Here is a 19,502-nt window from a genome sequence, read left to right as displayed (position 1 = left end):
GCTCAGGCCTCCCGGGCGGCCAGGGTCCGGGCGGCGGTCTTCTCCAGGTGCGCGCTGAACATCGAGGCCGGGTCCGCGACGCCGAGCCGGTGCAGCGCGACCATCGCCGTCACCAGTACGTCGCACACCTCCGCCTCCACATCCCGCCACGAGTGGGACAAGCCCTTGCGGGGGTTGGTTCCGGTGGCGCCGATGACGGCCTGGGCGGCCTCCCCGAACTCCTCCCCGATCTTGAGTACTTGGAGTACCCGGCGCTGTTCGGCGGGGACGTGCGCGGCGGCCTCGTCGAAGAAGGCGGCGAGCTCCCCGGTGACGGCCCAGGCGTTCTTCTCCACGGTGGTTCCCCTTCGTCCGGCTGTTGTCCGTTCTCCGTCCTGTGAACGAACGGGATGCCGTTCGGGATGCTCCCGTCCACCGGGGCGCCCGCGGCCGACTACCGGACCAGTGCGAACGTACTGGCGGCGACGGCCCCGCCCACCGCGGCGCCCGCGAGGACCTGGGCAACGGTGTGGTCCTCGAGCTCCACCCGGGACCAGCCGACGAGGGCGACCAGGGGGTACGCGAGGAGCACCCGGGGCCCGTACGTCATGGCCAGCAGGGCGATGCTTCCGGAGGAGACGGCCGCATGCACGCTGATCTTCCAGGCGGGGGTCACGGCGAGGAGGGCCACGAGGGTGGCCAGCATGGCCGAGATCAGCGCAATCATGGTCCGGGGGGCGCTGAAGGCCCAGAGCAGCGTGATCCCGGTGGTGACCGAGAAGGCGACGAAGGCCAGCACGATGATGCGCTGCGGCCTCTGGCCGACGTGCCGGTCGGTCCAGCGGCCGCGGCGCATGCCGTACTTGATGAAGGCCAGGGGTATGACGGCGGCGAACAGGCAGCCGAGGAGACCCCATCCGATCCCGGTGAGGCGGCCGGTGTACCAGCCGATCAGGAGGGTGTCGGCGATGATCCACGTCTTCGGGTCGAGCCCATCGGTGATCAGACGCGCGGCCCGGGACCCGTCGGGCGGTATGACCGTGGTCCTGGTCCTGGTCCTGGTCCTGGTCGTCACGTCTTGGCCTCCGGGCAGGTCGTGGTGAGCCGGACGATCCTCTCAAGCCCGGGGGTGGAGGCGGAGGCCGCCCGGTTCCGTACCGGCTCACCGCCCGTCCGCTGCGCGCTTGCGCGCTTCCTCCCGCGCCGTCCAAGCGGTCGGGTCGATCCGCGAGTGATGGCCCTCCTTCGGCTCCGACGCGTCCAGATGGACCGTCCACGCCCACAGCACGACCGCCACCAGCAGGAAGCAGCCCGCCACCCCCAGCACCGAGTCGACCTCATCGGACTGGGACTCCGCATCCGTCCCGAAGAAGGCGGGAGGACCGTCGACGATCATGCTCACCCACCATGCGAGGGCCGCGTTGCACGCGAGGACGGCCAGCCAGTAGAGGATCCGCACGGCCTGCGCAGGGCCGCCGTGCAGCGGGCGCAGCAGGAGCAGACGCCGCAGCCTCCCCGGCCCTCCGCGCTGGCGGCGCGCCGCGGCCTCGAAGCTGCGCACCGATGCGTAGCACTCGTCGAGCCAGTGGCCCGGCTCCGGGTCGGGGGCCCCGGTCGGCGCCAGCTTCTTGGCCTCGATCCAGCCGGTGATGAACTGGACCTCCATCGCCGCCTTCTCCAGCCTCCTGCGGTAGTGGTGGTCGGCGCTCCGCGCCTCGCGGCGGTCCCTCAGGACGAGGCTGATCCCGCCCACCAAGCCGGTGATCACGGGCACGAAGAACGGCGCGAACGACACCAGGGAATCCAGGTCAGGCACCGGCAAGGCCTCCTCGTCCGATCCGGCCTCGGCTGGGGGCCTCCTCCCAGCCTCGCATCCCCCACGGCGGCCCCCACCGCTCCGTACCGCCGATCGGGTGAGCGCGGTGAGGCCGAGGGGCGGGGCGGCGGCTCGGTGGCGGCTCGGTGGCGGCACACGGATCCGAACGCGCTCACGCGTCCCCCGGAGCGGCGCGACTGGTCCGGGTATGTCCGGTGCTCCACCGTCACGTGGCGAATTGCCCATGGAACCCCTCCTAAAAGTGCATGGCACACAGATGAACCCCCTCGGGACTGCCGTGGACGGCGCCGGTTCGGCACAGTGGTGAGCGCAGCCGAGAGATGCGGCGGGTGCACGAGACCGGCGAACCGACCGTCGCCGAACGACAGTGGGAGTTGACGCACATGCGGGGAAACACGACGCGGGCACTGGTGGCCCTTGTACTGGCCGCGGGCATCGGAGGCGGCGGCCTTGCCGCATCCGCCGCCTCGGACGGGGACTTCGCCGGGCAGCGCGTCAGCGCAGGCGGGGAGGCTCCCGGGTGGCTCGACCCCGACAAGGACTGTCCCGTCACCACGGCGTGGGGCGATGCCCTCTGCCCGCCCCGGCAGTACTAGACCTCCTGGACGACCGGGAGAGGGGCGGGCGGCGGATTCCATGACGCACGAGGCTCCCGTGCCGATGAGGAGGTGTTCGCAGTCTCAACCCATCGGCACAGGAACCTCGTTGGTACCCTTTCGGCGTTCAGCCGGAAGGTCTTCGGCAACCGGACCGCCGAGAAGCTGACGGAGGATCCCGAATGGGGCTGAAGCGCACGCTGATCGACGTGGCTCCGTTACGGTCGTCACCACCGTTCCGGCGGTTGTGGATCGGCCAGACCCTCTCCGGTTTCGGCAGCCAGATGACGCTCGTCGCCGTCATGTACCAGGTCTGGCGGATGACGGAGAGCGCCACCTGGACGGGTGCCGTCGGGCTGGCTCAGGCGGTTCCGCTCATCGTGCTCGGACTGTTCGCCGGATCGCTCGTCGACCGGGTGGACCGCCGGAAGTTCTACCTGCTCACGACCAGCGGACAAGCCGCGTGTTCGCTCCTCCTCGCGCTCCAGGGCTTCCTCGGGCAGTTTCCCGCCGCCGGCGTGCTGGGGCTCGTCGCACTCCAGTCGTGCTTCGTCGCAGGCGGCGGCCCGGCCTCGCGCACCTTCATCCCGCATCTCCTTCCCGAGCACCAACTGGCCGCAGGGCTGGCGTTGACACGCATCGCCTTCCAGGGCGCCATGCTGCTCGGTCCCGCGCTCGGCGGATTGATCGTGGGCGGCCTGGGAGTCGGCACCTGCTACCTGATCGATGCCTTGACGTTCGCCGCCGCGTTCTACGGCGCCTTCGGCTTGCCGCAGATGAAGCCCGCAGACGAGCCCGCACGACCCGGCCTGCGGGGGGTGCTGGACGGCCTGGCCTTCTTGGGCCGCACCCCCGTCATTCGCGGGGCCCTGCTCACCGACCTGGCCGCCACCGTGTTGTCGATGCCCATCAGCCTGTTTCCGTTGGTCAACGCCGAACGGTTCGGCGGCGACCCACGCACCCTCGGACTGTTCCTCACGGCAATCGCCGTCGGCGGCGTCGCGGCGTCGCTCTTCTCCGGAAGCTTCACCCGGTTCCCCCGCCCCGGCCTGGTGATGCTCGGCGGTTCCGCCACCTGGGGCCTGGCGCTGACGCTGTTCGGCACGTCATCCAACCGATGGCTCGGTTTGGGCTTCCTCGTCATGGCCGGCGCCGCCGACACCGTTTCCGTCGTCTCGCGGAGCACCGTCGTCCAGACGCACACGCCTCACGAGCTGCTCGGCCGCGTCAGTGCGGCGGAACAGATCGTCGGGCAAGCCGGGCCCGACATCGGCAACATGCGCGGCGGCCTCGTGGCGGACGCCTCGTCAGGATCGGCGGCCCTCGTCAGCGGTGGCCTGCTCTGCCTCGCTGCCGTGGCCGTGGTGGGCGCCACGACGGCAGACCTGCGCAGTTCCTCCGCGTCTTCCTCTGCCCGTACGGCCCCGGCCGGCCCCTGATCCCGCTCCGTCGTTGCCCGTGCGCCCCGCCTGCCCGCCCTCACTGCCGAACTCGGCGCGCCCGCCGTCCCGCACGCGCCATGGCCCTGGCCGCTGCGGACACACCGGTGCGGAACTTCCACACGATCCGATGAGGACGCTCACCCGGGCACGGATACGGTGGCCGTCGACGGGGACGACCACGAAGTTGGGTACCCTCTCGGTTGGCTTCGGGGCTTCAGCGGGCTGAACTGCCGTGACAGGGGATGGATTTTTCATGAGTACGCCTTCTACCGACCTTTTCCAGCCGCTCAGGCCCGACGACCCGGCCACGGTCGGCGGTTACCGCCTGACCGCGGTGCTGGGAGCCGGCGGCATGGGCAAGGTGTACCTCTCCTACACGCCGGGCGGCCGCCCCATCGCCCTCAAGGTGATCCGGCCCGAGTTCAGCGAGGACCCCGAGTTCCGGCGGCGCTTCCAGCAGGAAGTGCGGGCGGCGCAGCGGGTGCAGGGCCTCTACACCGCGCCCGTCATCGACTTCGACACCGAGGGCACCCAGCCCTGGCTGGCCACGGCCTACGTACCGGGCCCCTCCCTCGCGCACGCCGTGGCCCAGTACGGGCGGCTGCCCCTGCGCAGTGTGCTGCTGCTGGCCGTCGGGGTCGCCGAGGCGCTGCACGTCATCCACGGCGCGGGCATCGTCCACCGTGACCTCAAGCCCGCGAACGTGCTCCTCGCCGCCGACGGCCCCCGCGTCATCGACTTCGGTATCGCCCGCGCGGCGGACGCCACTTCCCTGACCGGCAGCGGAGTCAGCGTCGGCACGCCCGCGTTCATGGCTCCTGAGCAGGCCTCCGCCGGTACGGTCACCGCCGGTACCGACATCTTCGCCCTCGGCCAGATCGTGGCGTACGCGGCGATCGGTGCGCCCGCCTACGGCGAGGGCTCCTCGCACGCCGTGCTGTACCGCATCGTGCACGAGGACCCCGACCTCAGCGCGCTGCCGGAGGAGTTGCGGCCCCTGGTGACGCGGTGCCTCAGCCGTGACCCGGCGGACCGGCCCGCCCTGGCCGAGGTCATCCGGATGTGCCACGAGCTTTCCCCCGACCCGCTCCGCCAGGGCGAGGACTGGCTGCCCCGGGCGGTCGCCGGTTCCATCACCGAGCGCCTCCAGCTGCCCGAACCGGCGAAGACCCCGCCGCCGCAGCCCGCCGCGGCCCCGACGCCGACCGAAGTCTCCCCGCAGCCTCCGGCGCAGGGCGCGCCCCCGGCCGCGCCGGCCGGTCTCGGCGTGGCCGCCGCTCCGACGCAGAGCGCCCCTGCCGCCCCGCCGCACGCACCGGCCGGCCCCGCCGCTCCGGGCGTGCCGCCGGGCCATCAGACTCCGCCGCCCGGCTACCCGGCCCAGTCGGGCTACCCGGCCCAGTCCGGCTACCCGACCCAGTCGGGCTACCCGACGCCTCCCCCCGGTTATCAGACGCCTCCCCCCGGCTACCCGACCCAGCCGGGGTACCAGACGCCGCCGCCCGGGTACGTGCCGGGCCACCACACCGCGTCGCCCGCCCACCACCCCGGCTACCCGCCCCCCGCCCCGCAGCGCAAGCCGAAGGGGCTGATCATCGCCGGGGTCGCGGTGGCAGCGGTGATCGGCCTCGCGGTCCTCGGCTCCCTGCTGCCGGACAACACCGGCGACAAGGCCAAGGGCGGCACGTCGTCCACCGGCGGAGGTACGAGCAGCGCAGCCCCGAGCGGCGGCTCGCAGGACAAGGGCGGCAAGCGCGCCGACCCCACCCCCGCCTCGTACCAGGGCGTCAATCTGACGGCCAACTACCAGCTCATGCTGGCCGACAACCCGCCGCGCCCGGCCTCCGGCGGCAACGCCGGTGTGTTGTACAACCACGGCGACATCTACTTCTACGTCGACACCCTCTTCGGGGACACGAAGGTCGGGACCAACAACGGCAAGCTGGTCGTGCTGAACAACTCGCAGAAGGGTTCGCTGGAGACCTGCCGCGCCGAAACCCGCTACACCGAGAAGATCGGCCTCGATCAGCTCACGGACGGGTCGGAGATCTGCGTGCTCAGTGACGCGGGCCACATCGCGGTGGTGACGTACCGGGGCAAGTCGGGCGCGAACGACCCGAGCAACTACATCACGCTCGACCTCACGGTCTGGCGCAATGCCGAGGAGCCGAAGAAGAGGAGCTGAGGAGGAATGGTGCGGAAGTAGGCAAAATGGGCATATGGTGCACTTCTGTCATTTAACCCAGTAGTCGCCATATGCCTTATGAGGGTGTGTCAGTCGCAAACGTGCGGGGCATAATCGGCCCCGGTCGTCTCCGGAAGCAATGGAGCCATCGGGACACCGGCCGACCTCCCCGTCGGATTCCCGCACCGGACCGATCCTCAAGGCGCTGTACATGTCCCTGGCCAGCCGCACCCGCCTCGCGGCACTGCTCGCGACGGTCTCCCTCGGTGTGGCCGGTGTCACGACCTGGGCCTACGGGTACGGGAGCGGGCGACCGTCGGAGGCCGTCGAGGCGGTCGTCATGCCGAGCGTGACCGAGGGCTCCGCCCTCCAGGTCGTCGCACACCCCGACGACGACCTCTTCTTCATGAACCCGGACCTGAGCCGCTCCATATCGACGGGCATCAAGGTCACGACCGTCTACCTGACCTCCGGCGAGTCCGACGGCAGGAACGAGGCCCACAGCCCGCACCTGGACGACGCCGCCGGCCCCGCCGACCGCGCCGCCTACGCGGAGGCCCGGCAGAACGGCATCCGGGGTGCGTACGCCGAGATGGCCACAGGCGACCGCACCAGCGCCTGGCAGCGGAAGTCCATACCCACGGCCGGCGGGGGCAGCGCCGAGGTGGACGTCCTCGTCGCCAGGCCCGAGGTCAACCTGGTGTGGATGCAGCTCCGCGAGGCCCGCAGCATCTCCGGGGACAATCCGGACAGCCTGCACGGCCTGTGGGACGGCCGGATACCCGCCCTGGGCGCCCAGCTGACCTCCGGGACACCGGTCGAGCACCCGTTCTCGTACACGAAGGACCAGGCCGTGGCCGCCATCGCGGACGTGTTCGCGCGGTACAAGCCGACCACGATACGGACGCAGGACCCGACCCCCGGCACGTCGGAGCGGGGCGTCATCCTGGACCACCAGGACCACATGTACGGCGCCCGTTTCGTCCAGGCCGCCGCGGAGCGCTACGCGCAGACCGCGGACCGGCCGCACTTCTCCGTACAGAACTACATGAGCTACCCGAACAGCGCGCTGCCGCCGACGCTCGACCCGCAGGCCGCCGAGGAGAAGCTCGGCTACCTCAAGACCTACGCCTGGACGGACCATCAGGACTGGTGCGGCAGCCCCGCGGGCTGCGGCGACCGCAAGACGGCGACCAGGCCCACCGGCGCCGGATGGAACCAGACCATCCGCTACAGCCGTGGCGACGGCACCACCTGGATGGCCGAGGGCGTCTCCGGACGGCTGTGGGCCTTCGCCGCGCTGGACGGCCGGATGGCGTACTGGTCGCGCAGCGGTCCAAAGGCCCCCTGGCAGGGCCCCCGCTTCCTTCCCGGTGCCGGCATCGACGCCGGGGCGAGCGCGGTCCGGCTCCCGGACGGCCGCATCGCGGTGTTCGCCACCCGCACCACCCTCGGTACGACGCCCCAGGACTACGGCCGGGACATCGTGTACGCCGTCCAGGGCGAGGCCGACGGAGCGTTCGGCCCCTGGCAGTCGCTGGGCACCCCGGACACGGTGGACAGGTCCGGAACCTCGGCGATCAGCGCACCGTCCGTCGCCGTGGATCCGGCGGGCCGGATGACGGTGTACGTACGCGATTCCCGCCGTACTCTGCGCGCCCGGACCCAGACGGCCCCGGGCGAAACGACCCCGGGCGAAACGGCCCCGGACGGCGCGTTCGGGCCCTGGCGGGCTCTCGGCGGCGCCGGCCTCCTGGGCGATCCGGTCACCGCGACCGACGGGTCGGGGCGGCGGTACGTGTACGCGGCGACGACCGGCTCCGTACTGGCCTGGGTCCAGCCGGCGCCGGGCGCCCCGCTGACCGGCGCCTTCGCGACCGGGCTGCCGCAGACGACGGGCGTGCTCTCGGTGCGCCCGGAGGGCGACGGGGTCCGCCTGTTCTTCCGCCGGCCCGGCTCGGGCGCCGTCGGTACGAGCCTGGCGACCGCGGGCGGACCCGCGCCGCAGTTCTCCCCGGTCGTCGAGGCCGGCGGTCCGGGCGGCTACGGCGGGGTGGGTGTCGCGGGCCCGCTGCTCGCCGGCCGTACGGGCTCGGGCACGGTCGGCGTGGTGGGCGGCGCGGACGGTCCGCAGTCCTGGAAGGAGTCCCAGATGCTGTACACGGGCGCACCGGCGGGCGTGGCCGACCGGGCCGGTACGGCCGTCGCGGCGGCCCTCGGCCTGGACGCCGATCTGCACATCGTCACGACGGTTCCCCCGGCCCGGTCCGAGCCGTCCGGCGACCGGGCCCCCTCCCCGTGGCACCGGGCGGTCCAGCCTCCGCTGCGCGCCCAGGCCGCCTCCGGGGGCCGGCCCCAGCAGTGACCCGGACCACCCGGTGCCGGGGCCGCGACCACGGTCAGGGCCGGGACCGGCGCCAAGGCCGCTAGGACGAGAACCGCGAGGGCGGTGTCGGTAGGCCCTTGCCGTCGAGCGCCACCAGGGTGAGGACGGTGATCGAGCCCGTCCAGGCCAGAGGGGCCACCGATGACGGCTGACCCGCCCCGTTCACCTTCTCGGGGAGCTCCCCGAGCGAGTTCCTCTTGGAGAGGACCCAGTCCAGCACCTGCCTCGCCTTCGCCGTCCTCCCCGTACCGGCCCACGCGAGGGCGAAGAACGAGGTACTGGGCGTCCAGGCGTTCCCACCCCAAGGCGCCGTCGGATCGTTTCCGGGGGTGAGACCCCCGTTGGGCAGGAGCAGGGCCTTGTACGTGGTGTCGAGCGCCCGGGGCAGATCGGCCGGAGCCGTGTTGAAGGGCGGCGCCATGAAGGCCGCCGCGCTGTCATGCCCGTGCTGCCCGTCGACGGTGCGCTGGTACCCCAGGGGAGCGAACTTCTTGGCTATCCCGGAGGAGAGCCGCTTGGCCGCGGCGGCCCAGCGTGCCGCGTCGCCCGGCCGGTTCAGCTCCCCGGCGAGGTCCGCGGCGGCGTTGAGCCCCGCGAGCAGGGGTGCCGCCGTACCGATGTTCGTCGTGCTCGTCGTCAGCTCCCAGTAGTCCGGGGAGACCGGAGGCAGCCCGTCCGCCCGCAGGGAGGCCGCCGCGTGGTCGGCCGCCTTGCGGATCATCGGGTACAGGCCGGCCAGCCGGGCGTCCCGGGTGGTCCGTGGGGCCGTCTGGTACCACTGCCAAGCGGCCCAGGGGACCCATCCGTTGGCGTCGAGCTGCCACCGCCTGCCGTCCGGCGGCCCGAGACCGTCGAGTCTCGTCCGTGCGTGCCAGGTGCCGTCCTTGCGCTGGGTCGCGGCGCTGTAGCGCAGGATCCGGTACGCCTCGGCCTCGTGGCCGGTGTGCGCGAACGCGGCGCAGGCGAAGCTGGAGTCGCGGGGCCAGGAGTACATCCAGCCGGGAGTCCAGCCCGCCGCCATGGCGCCGTTCGGCCGGAGCAGGGCGCGCATGGTCAGCAGGGCCCGCTCGGCCGCCGCGCGCTGCGCGGGCGAGCTGCCCGGGACGCGGCCGGCGGCCAGCCAGGCGGCGCTCTGCGCGATCTGCCGCCGGGCCGCCGGGTCGTCGGCGGCCACCACCGCCGACGCCGTCCTGCCGACGGGGACGTACTTCCACCGGCCGGACGGCAACCGCAGGACGTTGCTCCGCCCCAGGTACCACGCACCCTTGGCGGTGGCCGGTGTGATGCCCTCGGTGACGGCCGTGTTGGAGAGGAGGCCGACGGTGGGGGCGGCGAGCACCGACAGGGGCGCGTACCTGCCCTCGGCGTCGCCGAGACTCTGGTGGCCCACGGGCCTGACGAGGAACGCCGGCCGTCGCGCGTCGGTGTGCCGGCCGCCGGCAGGTCCTGCGGCGCACACGGGAAGGGCGATGCACGCGACAGCCGTCGTGACGGCGGCCCAGCGCACGAGCCGGACAGCAGGCATCACCACTCCCTCCGTCCGGCTTCCGCGCGTGCGGCGGGGCGCCCGGAGTTCCCATCGTGGACGAGGTGCGCGGAGCCCGCCACGACATGCCCGCCGCCCGGGTGACCCCGGATGCCGGTGCGCGGCACACCGTGCACATTGGTGTGACCGGCCCCTGCGAAGGAATGGTGAATGAGTACTGCGTCGAGCAAGGGCGGGGGAGAAGGCGAGGCCGACGGCGCGGGCACGGACTCGGGCGCGGGGCCGGGCGCGGGGCCGGGCCGGTCGAGCGGCCACCGCCCGCTCATCCGCCGACTCCTGCCGGGCGCCGGCGCGACCCTTGTGGCGGCCGCCGGAGCCCTCATCGCCGTCGGGTGCTTTCTCGGGCTCTACGTACGGCCCACCTCGGACGACTGGTGTGCCGCCTGGAAGTCCCGTGACCTGGGAGTCCTCGGCATCACGTCCGACTTCTACACGACCCAGAACGGACGGATCACCAATGCCTTCCTGAGCGGCGTCATCTACGGCGACGGGCTGATCGGAGTCAAGGTCCTGCCCACCGTCATCGTCGTCACCTTCACGGCCGGCCTCGTCCTCCTCGGGTGCGAGTTCGTCCGGCTCCTCGGTGCGATACCGCGGGCGGTGACGGTGATGACCCTGACCGCCTGCTCCCTGGCCGTCCAGGCACTGGTCTACTACGCCGGAACCCGCAGCTATCAGGTACTGCTCTGGGCTCCGGCCACCATCTCCCACACCATTCCCAGCGTCATCGGAGTGTGGGCGCTCCTGCTGGCCGTCCGGACCGTACGCCAGCCCCGTGCAGGCGTGCGCGCGGGCGGCTTCGCCGCCGCGTTCCTCATCGCGTTCGCGCTCGGAACCCTCAGCGAGCCGTTCGCCCTCGTCAGCGGTCTGCTCGCGGCCGGCGCCGGCCTGCTCGCCCTGCCCCGGCTCAAGCTGGCGCAGACCTGGCACGCGTTCACCTGGTGCGTGTTCTGGTGCGCCGGACTGCTCTGCGGTCTCATCGTGCTCTACACGTCCCCCGGAGCCCGGTGGCGCCGCGCCCAGCAGCCGGACCGGGAGTCGGTGCTCTCGGCGAGCGAACTGGAGGCCACCTTCCGGGACTGGCTGCACATGTGGGACTCCGTCACGGGCCAGTGGGCCTACCTCGGTGCCGCCGCCATCGGCGTCCTCCTCGGCCTGGGGACCGGGATCCGTACACCCGCGACCGCGGCGTGGAGGCGGCGCCGGGCCGTATCGCGGCCGATGCTTCTCGCCGTACTGCTGCTCCCCGTACCGGTGGTGGTGCTCGGGTCGTTCGCGGTGGTGCTGGGGCTGCGCAGCGGCTACGGCCCGAGCGGGTGGACGTACGCCCGTACGTGGACGAACTATCTCGTGCCGATGGAACTGGCGCTGTGCGGCTACGGAGCCCTGCTGGGGGAGTGGGCCGGCCGGACCCTGGCCCGCCGGCGGAACGCCCCGGTCGCCGTGTCGGCCGCCGTCGTGGCCGCGGGCGCCCTGACGCTGGCCGCGCTGGCCGCGCTCGTCCCGAACGTCCAGCAGCTCACCACCGCCACGGTCACCCGCGCGGTGGCCTGGGACGCCCAGAACTCCCGCATCCGGAGCGGGGCGGCGCAGGGCGCCACCGATCTCGGGTACCGGCCCCTGTACATCGGAAGCCTGGCCGAGCCCTTCTTCACCTCCGCATACGAGCGGGACTGGGTCGCCGGCTGTGTCTCGAAGTGGTACGGCATCACCCAGATCCACCGCCTCTGAGGGCGAACCGTCCCGACGGCGGCCCGGATGAGACTTTCGGCAGATCCGGGCCCGGCGGGCGTTGCGTAGGGTCGGGTCCGTGAGGCGAATGATCATGGATTTCCGCATACCGGCGCACGTGCTGCTCGCGGGCGCGGCGGCATCGGCCGCACTGACCCCGGTCAGCCTGTGGTGGGCGCTGCCGACCGCGGTGTGCGCCTTCCGGGCCGGATCGCGGCCCGGCCGGACGCGGGGCACGGCGCTCGCTCTGCTCGCGGTGGTCGCTGCGGCGGTGGCCGTGCTGGCGGTCGTGCCGGCCTGGATGGTGTGGGGCGGGCGGCTCGTGGTGGTACTGGTCGGGGCCGGGATGCTGCCGTGGTTCGCGGGTCGGTTCCACCGCCAGTACCAGGAGCTGGTCCAGGCGGGCTGGGAGCGCGCGGCGCGGATGGAGCGGGAGCAGCGGCTGGTCGCCGAGCAGGCGCGGCTGCGTGAACGGACCCGGATCGCCCAGGACATGCACGACCTCCTCGGCCATGACCTCAGCCTGATCGCGCTGTCCGCCGGTGCGCTGCAACTCGCGCCGGGGCTGTCGCAGGAGCACCGGACGGCCGCCCGGTCCATACGGGCGGGTGCCGGGGACGCCGTGGAGCGCCTCGCCGAGATCATCGGGGTCCTCCGCGGTGGCAGCGGCCCGGTCGGCCCCGGCGATCGCGTCGCCGCCGCCGAGCCCGACCGCCCGGCCGGTCCGGAGGATCTCGGCGACCTGGTCCGGCGGGCGGCCGCGGCCGGGCTCGACGTACGGCTGCAGACCGGCGGATCGCCGCCGGACGACCTCCCTCCGGCGGTGGAACGGGCCGTGTGCCGGGTCGTGCAGGAGGCGCTGACCAACAGCGTCAAGCACGCACCGGGCGCCGCGGCGACGGTGACGGTCCGGTACGGGATGTTCGTCGCGGAGGTCGAGGTGACCAATGGCCCGCCCTCGCCAAGCCCAGCGCCCGGACCAGGACCCGGCCCCGGACCAGGACCCGGCCCCGGACCAGGACCCGGCCCCGGACCAGAGCCCGGCCCCGGACCAGAGCCCGGGCCCGGCTCCCGCCCCGGCGCGGCCGGTTCCGGGTCCGGTCTGGTGGGGCTCGACGAGCGGGTGCGGCTGGCCGGAGGCAGCTTCGCCGCGGGCCCGCGGGACGGAGGCTTCACCGTCCGAGCCCGCCTTCCGTACGAGCCGTCCGCCGGCGTCCCGCGAGCCGACGACCTCACCGCACCCCCGGCGGAGGAAGCCCGCCCGGCCGGGACGGATGCGCGGCGGGCCGCGGCCGGGTCCGCCGCCGAGCGACGCCGCGCGCGCAAGGGGCTCGGGCGGACCGCGGCGGCCGCCGTACTCGTGCCGATGGCCACCGCCGTGCTGCTGTTCGTCGGCCTGCGCGCCTGGGACGTACTGACGGCCCGTCAATCCATGCTCCCGGCCGAGGACTTCGCCCGCCTGCGCGTCGGACAGCTCCGCGAGGACATCGCCCCCGTCCTCCCCGACCGGCAGACCACGGCCCGTCCGGCCCGTCCCACCCCCTTCCCGCCCGGGGCCGCCTGCGAGCACTACGTGGCGACCGCCGACCCGTTCGACGACCTGTCCGGTGACGTCTACCGGCTCTGCTTCCTGGACGGCCGCCTGGCCTCCGCCGACCACTTCACCGGAAGGGCCGCCCTGTGATCCGCGTCCTCATCGCCGACGACGAGCCGATGGTCCGGGCCGGCGTACGCGCCGTGCTGTCCACCCACCCGGCGATCAGCGTGGTCGCGGAGGCCGGCGACGGCCGCGAGGCCGTCGAACTCGCCCTGCGGCACCGCCCCGACGTCGCCGTACTCGACATCCGCATGCCCGGCCTCGGCGGCATCGAGGCCCTGGCGGAGATCCGCCGTACCACCCCCGAGACGGGCGTGCTCATGCTGACCACCTTCGGCGAGGACGACTACATCCTGCGCGCCCTCGGCGGCGGCGCCGCCGGCTTCCTCGTCAAGTCCGGCGAGCCCGAGGAGCTGATCGCGGGCGTGCACGCGGTCGCCGACGGTGCCGCCTACCTCTCACCGAAGGTCGCGGCCCGCGTCGTCGCCCACCTCGCGTCCGGCGCGTCCGGCCCCGGGGCGGATCGCCGCAGCGCCGCCCGCGTCCGGGTCGAGGCGCTGACCGTCCGCGAGCGTGACGTACTGGCCTTCCTCGGCGGCGGGTTGTCCAACGCCCGCATCGCCCGTCGGCTGCACCTGGCGGAGGGGACGGTGAAGGCCCACGTCAGTTCGATCCTGGCGCGGCTGGGCGTGGAGAACCGGGCCGCGGCCGCCGTCGTGGCGCACGAAGCGGGCATCGTGCCGGCCGCCCCTGCCCCCGCCACCCCGCCCCGCGACCAGCAGCCCTGACACCACCCGCGTCCCCCGCGGCCGTACGCCGACCAGGACGCCCGCCACCACGCAGCAGCCCAGCACCGCCCCCGCCAGCACGTCGTGCGGGTAGTGCACCCCGACCGCCACCCGCAGCAGCGCCGCCACCGCACCCAGCGGCAGCGCCGCGGCCGCGAGGCCGGGCCGCAGCACGGCCACACCGACGGCGAGCGCCACGGCGAGCGTCGCGTGGTTGCTCGGGAACGACCAGTCGCCCGGCTCCGGGCACACCGCCACCGCCACCGCGTCGCGCAGGGCGCGGCACGGCCGTTCCTCGTCGACGACCGACTTGACGGCCTCGCTCAGTACGTATGCGGCCACCGTCCCCAGCCCGACCAGCACGGTGCCGGCGATGCCGTCGGCCTCCCGCCGCCGCAGCGCGCGCCACCCCACGGCGGCCAGCAGCAGCCCGAGAACGACGAGCGTGCCCTCCGTGGCGGCCTCCAGCAGCGCACCCGTCCACTCCGGCCCGTCCGCCACCCACCCGGTCACCGCACGGTACCCGTGGGCCGAGGCCCCGTCCTCGGGTACCGGCCCGTCCGGCGCGAGCCACAGCAGGCCCAGCGCGCCCGCGATTGCGGCGGCGGTCGGCGTCAGGACCGCCGCGCGTGCCATTCCCGGTCGTATCTCGTTGTCCATGCCGCCGACGCTAGGAATCCGGGGCGCACGACCGCCCCGGCCGAACGTCGGCTCCGCCCCCCGCCTTTCGTCAGGGTTGTCCGTACCGGAACCCGGTGCTACCCGTCCCGGGTCGGCGGCGAGGCCCTACGCGGTGACGGTGTCGGCCGTGCGAGGAATACCGAACCAAAGGCCCGCGGCCCGCTCGAACGCTTGCGGATCAGGGCTGCGATCACCTGCCCAGGCGATCACGCCGTCGGGGCGGACCAGCACGGCACCCAACCCGAGGTCGTCCCTCGCCGCCCCGGCCGCATACCGTATCCGGCCCTCCCAGCCCATCGTCGAACCGTGCAGGCGGCGGTCGACGCTGAAATCGAGCACGACGCCTCGACCGTCCTGCATCAGGTCGCCGAGGCGACTGCCGTCCTCGAGATGGAAGTCCGGGGCGCTGCGGCCGGCCAGCGGATGGCCGCTGCCGAGGTCGTAGCGGATCCACGATCCCGACAGCTTCTCGAACATGTAGGTCGTTCCGTCACGGGTCCCGATCAGATCGCGGACCACGGCCTGGATCGCCTGGGCATGCGGGTCCGGTTTCATGGCGGCGACCTGGGCGCGCGACCAGTCGAGCACCCCTGCGCCGATCGGATGGCGCTCGCGGGTGTACGTGTCGAGAAGCCCGTCCGGCGCGTACCCGTGCACGGTCGCCGCGAGCTTCCACCCCAGGTTCATGGCGTCGCCGATGCCGGTGTTGAGTCCCTGCCCGCCCAGCGGGGAGTGGATGTGGGCGGCGTCGCCCGCGAGCAGGATGCGGCCCTGCCGGTAGGTCGTCGTCTGCATCGCCCGGTCGGTGAAGGTCGAGGCGAGGTGGACGTCGTCCAACGTCACATCGGTGCCGGACACACGGCGCAGAACCGCCTGGAGATGGGCACGGGTCGGCTGCTGCGAGCGATCGAACGCGCCGCCGTCGAAGTCCATCATGCCGACGTGCCCTTCCGCGGGCATCCGTATGTACATGCCCGTCGGCGTCAGGTTGAACCCGGGGCGGAGTTTCTCCGGGTCGGCGATGGCGGCGCGCATGACGTAGCCGGTGAACTGCGGTTCGGTGCCGCCGAAGTCGAAGCCCGCGAGCCTGCGCACCGTACTGCGTCCGCCGTCGCAGCCTACGAGCCAGCGCGCGGCGTACGCGTCCGCGCCGGCGTGCGCGACGACGGCGTTCTCGCCGTTCCGGGAGACGGCCGAGACCGTGACCCCGCGCTTGACTTCCACGCCGAGCTTGGATGCCTGCTCCGACAGCACCGTCTCGACCGCTTCGAGGTCCGTCATCAGGAGCTCCGGCGCCGGGGTGGGAAGCCGGAACGGCAAGGCGGAGTCGTCGATCTTGGCCGGATCCAGCATCATGCCGGCGAAGTGACCACCCCGACGAGGGGGTGACGGCTCGTCCGCATCGGGGCTCGCGCCGGAATCGCCGTGGACGCCCGCCGCCGCCAGCAGCGGGGGCAGCATCCCGCGGCGGTAGAACGCCCCGACCGAAGCGGCGGACAAGCCGCGCATCCCGAGCGGGGCCACCCGCAATGGGGACCGGGGCTCCGGCTCCCGCTCAAGTACCAGTACGGAACAGCCCGCGAGGCCTAGCTCGCAGGCGAGGGACAGACCAACCGGGCCAGCTCCCACGATCACTACGTCATGCACGAGAGATCCCCTTCCCGAATTCACAGCCGGTCGGACACCGGCGGGACCTCTCGAAAGGTGTCAACCCCCACCGACACGGGACCGACAGCCACCGACACGCGACCGACACCACGCATCGACAACAGACACTGAGCTGGCCGTTCAACCTCAGGCATCAGACGCGCGCGTGTCGCTCCTCGCGACGGGGATGACGTGACCGGTCCAGGACCAGGGTTCCTCGGGAGGATCCCACGTCACTTCGACGTCGGCCTGATGGAAGTCCCGCGCGAGTCCCGCCACCATGGCGGCCGCAGCCGTCCGCGCCTCGTGCGGGTCGGCGTGGACGGCCACGTCTGCGAGCCGCCCGCAGAGCATTCCGCCTTCCACCGTGAGGACGCTGTGGCGCCAGCCTTCCGGCGTCGCCAGCAGGACGATGCCCTTCGGCATGCCGAACGGAGGCGGCTTCTTCTTCTCGCTCTTTCGTCTGACCATGGCGCCATCCAACACCGCCCTCTTCATGGCGGTGGAGCCGCAACGGAGTGACACTCCTCCACCGCTGCATAAAGCGCGCCATCTCACGATACGAATCGTGGGGCTCGAAGCCCCTCCAGGGCCCGCGCACACAAGGAGGTTCACATGCGAAACGAGCAGGGCAGAGACCGCCGATTCGGAACCCGCGCGCTTGTCGGCGCCTTGGCGTCCGTGGCGCTCGTAGGTTGGGTGGCGCCCCAGGCGCAGGCCTGGGAGCCCCCTCCGGTGGCGCCCCTGCAGGCCGGGCATCCGGACCCGTGCGGCGAAGGTCGAGGGGGCATGACGAGCCAGAACGAATGCGGCAGCGGGTACAGCGGACCGCCAGGTCCGGCGGGGGCGGCCGGAGCACCGGGACCGGCGGGGCCGGCCGGAGCACCCGGTCCGGCGGGGCCGGCCGGGGCGCCGGGACCGGCCGGGCCGGCAGGAGCACCAGGGGCCGCCGGCCCCGCGGGAGCACAAGGGCCACTCGGCCCTGCCGGCCCCGCCGGGCCGCCCGGGACACCTCTCGCGCTCCTCCGGGTCGTCGACCAGGAGCGGACGGTCGCCCCCGGCACGGCAAGCGGTAGCACCGCTGTGTGCCCTGAGGGCCAAAAGGCGGTGTCAGGGGGGTTCGTTTCGAGCTTCGGCCTGACGGTGAACGTCTCCCAGCGAGCCGATTCAGGCGGCTCGGGTCTGGGAAACGCGTGGATGGTACAGGCGTTCAACCCCACCGATTCCGGGAATGCCACGGTCCGGGCAATCGCCTACTGCGCTCTGGGAGTGACGGTCTCCTGATCGAGGCTGAGCCGGCAGGCTGCGGCGGCCTAGCCGACGAGGCGCGACCGGGCCCGGGCCTGGGCCCGGTCGCGGAACCAAGCCCCCGCTCCCACCAGCACGGCCACCCCCACCCCGTACAGGGGGAGCCACAGGGTCGTCGTGGCCGCCAGGCACTCGGCGACGGCGTTGCGGGCCTCGTCCCGCTGTACGAACGCCAGGGCCGCGCCGTCATCGCCGGCCAGGTTCCCCAGCGCGGCCTCCACCTGGAGGGCCTCGTACCTGCCCCGCAACACGCACTCGCTGCGCGTGCCCGGCATCGGGAACAGCCAGGCCCGGCGTTGCAGAAGGGGGGCGAGCGCGACCGCCGTGCACAGGCCGACGACCAGCGCGTACGCGACCAGGCCGCGCAGGTACGGCGAGCGGATTTCCGGCGTCCACTCCGCCCGTCGCTGGAACGCGAGCATCACCGCAAGGAGCGTCACCCCGATGAACGTGGCGAACCACTGCCACGAGCCCTGGGCGAGCGCGAACGTCAGCACCGCGGCGAGCCCGATGCCGATGACTCCGGGAGCGGGAACTCCATCGCCGGCCGGGGCGGGCGCCGGCCTCGCGGTCAGTCGGGGGCTGGGATCACTCACAGGCCTCTCCTGAAGGCGGGAGACACCAGCATGCGCCGCAGGGCGCCGCCGTCCCGGGCCGCCATGCCGTACGGGTCCTGAGCCCGCCCGGATGGCCGCCTCGGGCCGCGGGGTACGGCCGGCCCCACGCCGTCGCGCCCCCTCCGGGAGGCGCGAGCCGGTCCTGTGCGTGCACGCTGGAAGGGAAGCCCCGCCGAGCGCCGCTCGGCGCCGTTCCCACACGGCTCGGGCATCGCAGGAGCCGGGCCGCGTGACCACCCCGGAAAGCAGGTGCGACCCATGCGTACGTCGACCCGCGTCGCCGGTGTCCTCGCCGGCCTGACCCTCACGCTCGGCGGCACACTCGCCGCCCCCGCCGCCCTGGCGGACATCCCGGCCTGCACGAACATGGCCACCCAGGCCGGTGCCACCGACGACGTCACGACAGCGTGCACCCGCGGCGTGAGCGGCGACCTCCAGGGCTGCGTGAGCGGCCTGACGGCGGCCGGAGTGCCGGGCGGCGCCGCCAGCGGCGCATGCCGGATGGCCGCCCAGGAACCCCGCTAGAGCTGTCCCCCCACCGCACGCCGCTGCGAGGCCCTTCCGGTATCCGATCGGGCCCCTCAACGGTGTGCGAACGATGACATTCGGTGAGATTCGGGCGTGCTCGGGGTGAGCCGCCCCATAGGGCCCACGTCACATACGAACCGGATTAGTAGCCCCTGCCGCCCCGCTATCGCCGCGGTGGCAGGGGCTCTCACCTGCACGGATCGCTGCCGACCCCCCTGTGGCTCGTGGGGCCCGCACTGCGAGGGCCGCTAGTAGGACACGTCGTTGCCACGGACTCGGGGCGTCGGTAGAACTGGATGAGTCGCCAGGCGGTACGGGTTCTCACCCGCCGCCGACGAACCCCTCTCCACCGCGTGAGTGGCTCACGCATGCCTCTGGCATGCGGCGACCGCCCTTGTTCCCTGTGGAAGGTTCATCCGTGTCGAACTCCGTCATCCGCCGCATCGCCGCTTCGAAGAAGACCCTCGCCGGCTCCATCGTCGCCCTGGGCGTCGCCGGCTCGATGCTCGCCACGGTCCCCGCCCAGGCGGCCCCGACGAGCGCCAAGGCGATCGCCCAGCAGATGATCAAGGACCCGGCGCAGTTCGCGGCCTTCAACAACATCGTTTCCCGCGAGAGCGGCTGGAACCACACC

At 73.0% G+C, this 19,502-nt stretch carries 15 protein-coding genes and 2 pseudogenes; 9 read left to right on the top strand and 8 right to left on the bottom strand.

The window, feature by feature from the left end; translation table 11 throughout:
• Window positions 1–2 precede the first annotated feature (2 nt).
• The 3 genes from ADK52_RS29300 to ADK52_RS29290 all read right to left on the bottom strand — a co-directional run bounded on the left by ADK52_RS29300 (window position 3) and on the right by ADK52_RS29290 (window position 1,795).
• Entirely contained in the window at window positions 3–335 is a 333-nt protein-coding gene (locus ADK52_RS29300; RefSeq protein WP_053692867.1) for a MazG-like family protein, read from the bottom strand.
• A gap of 98 nt (window positions 336–433) precedes the next feature.
• Window positions 434–1,054, bottom strand: a complete 621-nt coding sequence (locus tag ADK52_RS29295; RefSeq protein ID WP_234344304.1) for a hypothetical protein — start codon at window positions 1,052–1,054, stop codon at window positions 434–436.
• Between the two features lie 87 nt (window positions 1,055–1,141).
• On the bottom strand, window positions 1,142–1,795 hold the full coding sequence (locus ADK52_RS29290) for a hypothetical protein (protein ID WP_053692866.1): 654 nt from the start codon (window positions 1,793–1,795) through the stop codon (window positions 1,142–1,144).
• A gap of 404 nt (window positions 1,796–2,199) precedes the next feature.
• On the opposite strand from ADK52_RS29290, the gene ADK52_RS29285 reads away from it, so the two are divergent.
• From ADK52_RS29285 to ADK52_RS29270, 4 genes are all read left to right on the top strand, one after another.
• Window positions 2,200–2,412: a hypothetical protein gene (locus ADK52_RS29285; RefSeq protein ID WP_147420079.1), complete on the top strand. Its 213-nt coding sequence runs from the start codon at window positions 2,200–2,202 to the stop codon at window positions 2,410–2,412.
• A gap of 182 nt (window positions 2,413–2,594) precedes the next feature.
• The gene (locus ADK52_RS29280) at window positions 2,595–3,851 is read left to right on the top strand and encodes an MFS transporter (protein WP_053692864.1); all 1,257 of its coding nucleotides are present in this window, start codon (window positions 2,595–2,597) and stop codon (window positions 3,849–3,851) included.
• 256 nt (window positions 3,852–4,107) lie between these two features.
• The gene (locus tag ADK52_RS29275) at window positions 4,108–6,039 is read left to right on the top strand and encodes a serine/threonine-protein kinase (RefSeq protein WP_053692863.1); all 1,932 of its coding nucleotides are present in this window, start codon (window positions 4,108–4,110) and stop codon (window positions 6,037–6,039) included.
• 211 nt (window positions 6,040–6,250) lie between these two features.
• Complete coding sequence (locus tag ADK52_RS29270) at window positions 6,251–8,404, top strand: PIG-L family deacetylase (RefSeq protein WP_078988691.1); 2,154 nt, start codon at window positions 6,251–6,253, stop codon at window positions 8,402–8,404.
• Between the two features lie 61 nt (window positions 8,405–8,465).
• Here ADK52_RS29270 and ADK52_RS29265 read toward each other — a convergent pair whose 3' ends face one another.
• The gene (locus ADK52_RS29265) at window positions 8,466–9,950 is read right to left on the bottom strand and encodes a glycoside hydrolase family 15 (RefSeq protein WP_159046056.1); all 1,485 of its coding nucleotides are present in this window, start codon (window positions 9,948–9,950) and stop codon (window positions 8,466–8,468) included.
• A gap of 171 nt (window positions 9,951–10,121) precedes the next feature.
• Between ADK52_RS29265 and ADK52_RS29260 the strand changes: the two genes are divergently transcribed.
• The 3 genes from ADK52_RS29260 to ADK52_RS29250 all read left to right on the top strand — a co-directional run bounded on the left by ADK52_RS29260 (window position 10,122) and on the right by ADK52_RS29250 (window position 14,087).
• Window positions 10,122–11,702, top strand: a complete 1,581-nt coding sequence (locus ADK52_RS29260) for a hypothetical protein (RefSeq protein WP_053692861.1) — start codon at window positions 10,122–10,124, stop codon at window positions 11,700–11,702.
• A 94-nt stretch (window positions 11,703–11,796) separates the two neighbouring features.
• Window positions 11,797–13,386 (top strand): sensor histidine kinase, encoded by a 1,590-nt coding sequence (locus ADK52_RS29255; RefSeq protein WP_107090202.1) that lies wholly within the window; start codon window positions 11,797–11,799, stop codon window positions 13,384–13,386.
• The gene (locus ADK52_RS29250; protein WP_053692859.1) at window positions 13,383–14,087 is read left to right on the top strand and encodes a response regulator; all 705 of its coding nucleotides are present in this window, start codon (window positions 13,383–13,385) and stop codon (window positions 14,085–14,087) included. The genes ADK52_RS29255 and ADK52_RS29250 overlap by 4 nt, the downstream gene beginning before the upstream one ends.
• Here ADK52_RS29250 and ADK52_RS40625 read toward each other — a convergent pair.
• The 4 genes and pseudogenes from ADK52_RS40625 to ADK52_RS41810 form a co-directional block, all read right to left on the bottom strand.
• Window positions 14,082–14,747 (bottom strand): annotated as a pseudogene (locus tag ADK52_RS40625) (phosphatase PAP2 family protein); the annotation flags it as partial. The gene ADK52_RS29250 and the pseudogene ADK52_RS40625 overlap by 6 nt on opposite strands.
• A 126-nt stretch (window positions 14,748–14,873) precedes the next feature.
• Window positions 14,874–16,415 (bottom strand): FAD-dependent monooxygenase, encoded by a 1,542-nt coding sequence (locus tag ADK52_RS29245; RefSeq protein WP_053692858.1) that lies wholly within the window; start codon window positions 16,413–16,415, stop codon window positions 14,874–14,876.
• A 147-nt stretch (window positions 16,416–16,562) separates the two neighbouring features.
• Complete coding sequence (locus tag ADK52_RS29240) at window positions 16,563–16,886, bottom strand: hypothetical protein (RefSeq protein WP_147420081.1); 324 nt, start codon at window positions 16,884–16,886, stop codon at window positions 16,563–16,565.
• Window positions 16,887–17,728: 842 nt separating this feature from the next.
• Window positions 17,729–18,319 carry a hypothetical protein gene (locus ADK52_RS41810; protein ID WP_234344303.1) on the bottom strand — a complete coding sequence of 197 codons (591 nt, stop codon included), beginning with the start codon at window positions 18,317–18,319 and terminating at the stop codon, window positions 17,729–17,731.
• A 279-nt stretch (window positions 18,320–18,598) separates the two neighbouring features.
• Between ADK52_RS41810 and ADK52_RS29230 the strand changes: the two genes are divergently transcribed.
• Both ADK52_RS29230 and ADK52_RS29225 read left to right on the top strand, forming a co-directional pair.
• Window positions 18,599–18,865, top strand: coding sequence for a hypothetical protein (locus ADK52_RS29230; RefSeq protein ID WP_053692856.1), 267 nt, complete (start codon window positions 18,599–18,601; stop codon window positions 18,863–18,865).
• A 421-nt stretch (window positions 18,866–19,286) separates the two neighbouring features.
• A pseudogene (locus ADK52_RS29225) lies at window positions 19,287–19,502 on the top strand (lytic transglycosylase domain-containing protein); the annotation flags it as partial.

Source organism: Streptomyces sp. WM6372, from assembly GCF_001279655.1.
In the GTDB taxonomy this organism is placed as follows: Bacteria; Actinomycetota; Actinomycetes; order Streptomycetales; family Streptomycetaceae; genus Streptomyces.
The sequence above is the reverse complement of the archived record's forward strand: the minus strand, read 5'-3'. Positions and strand labels throughout refer to the sequence as shown.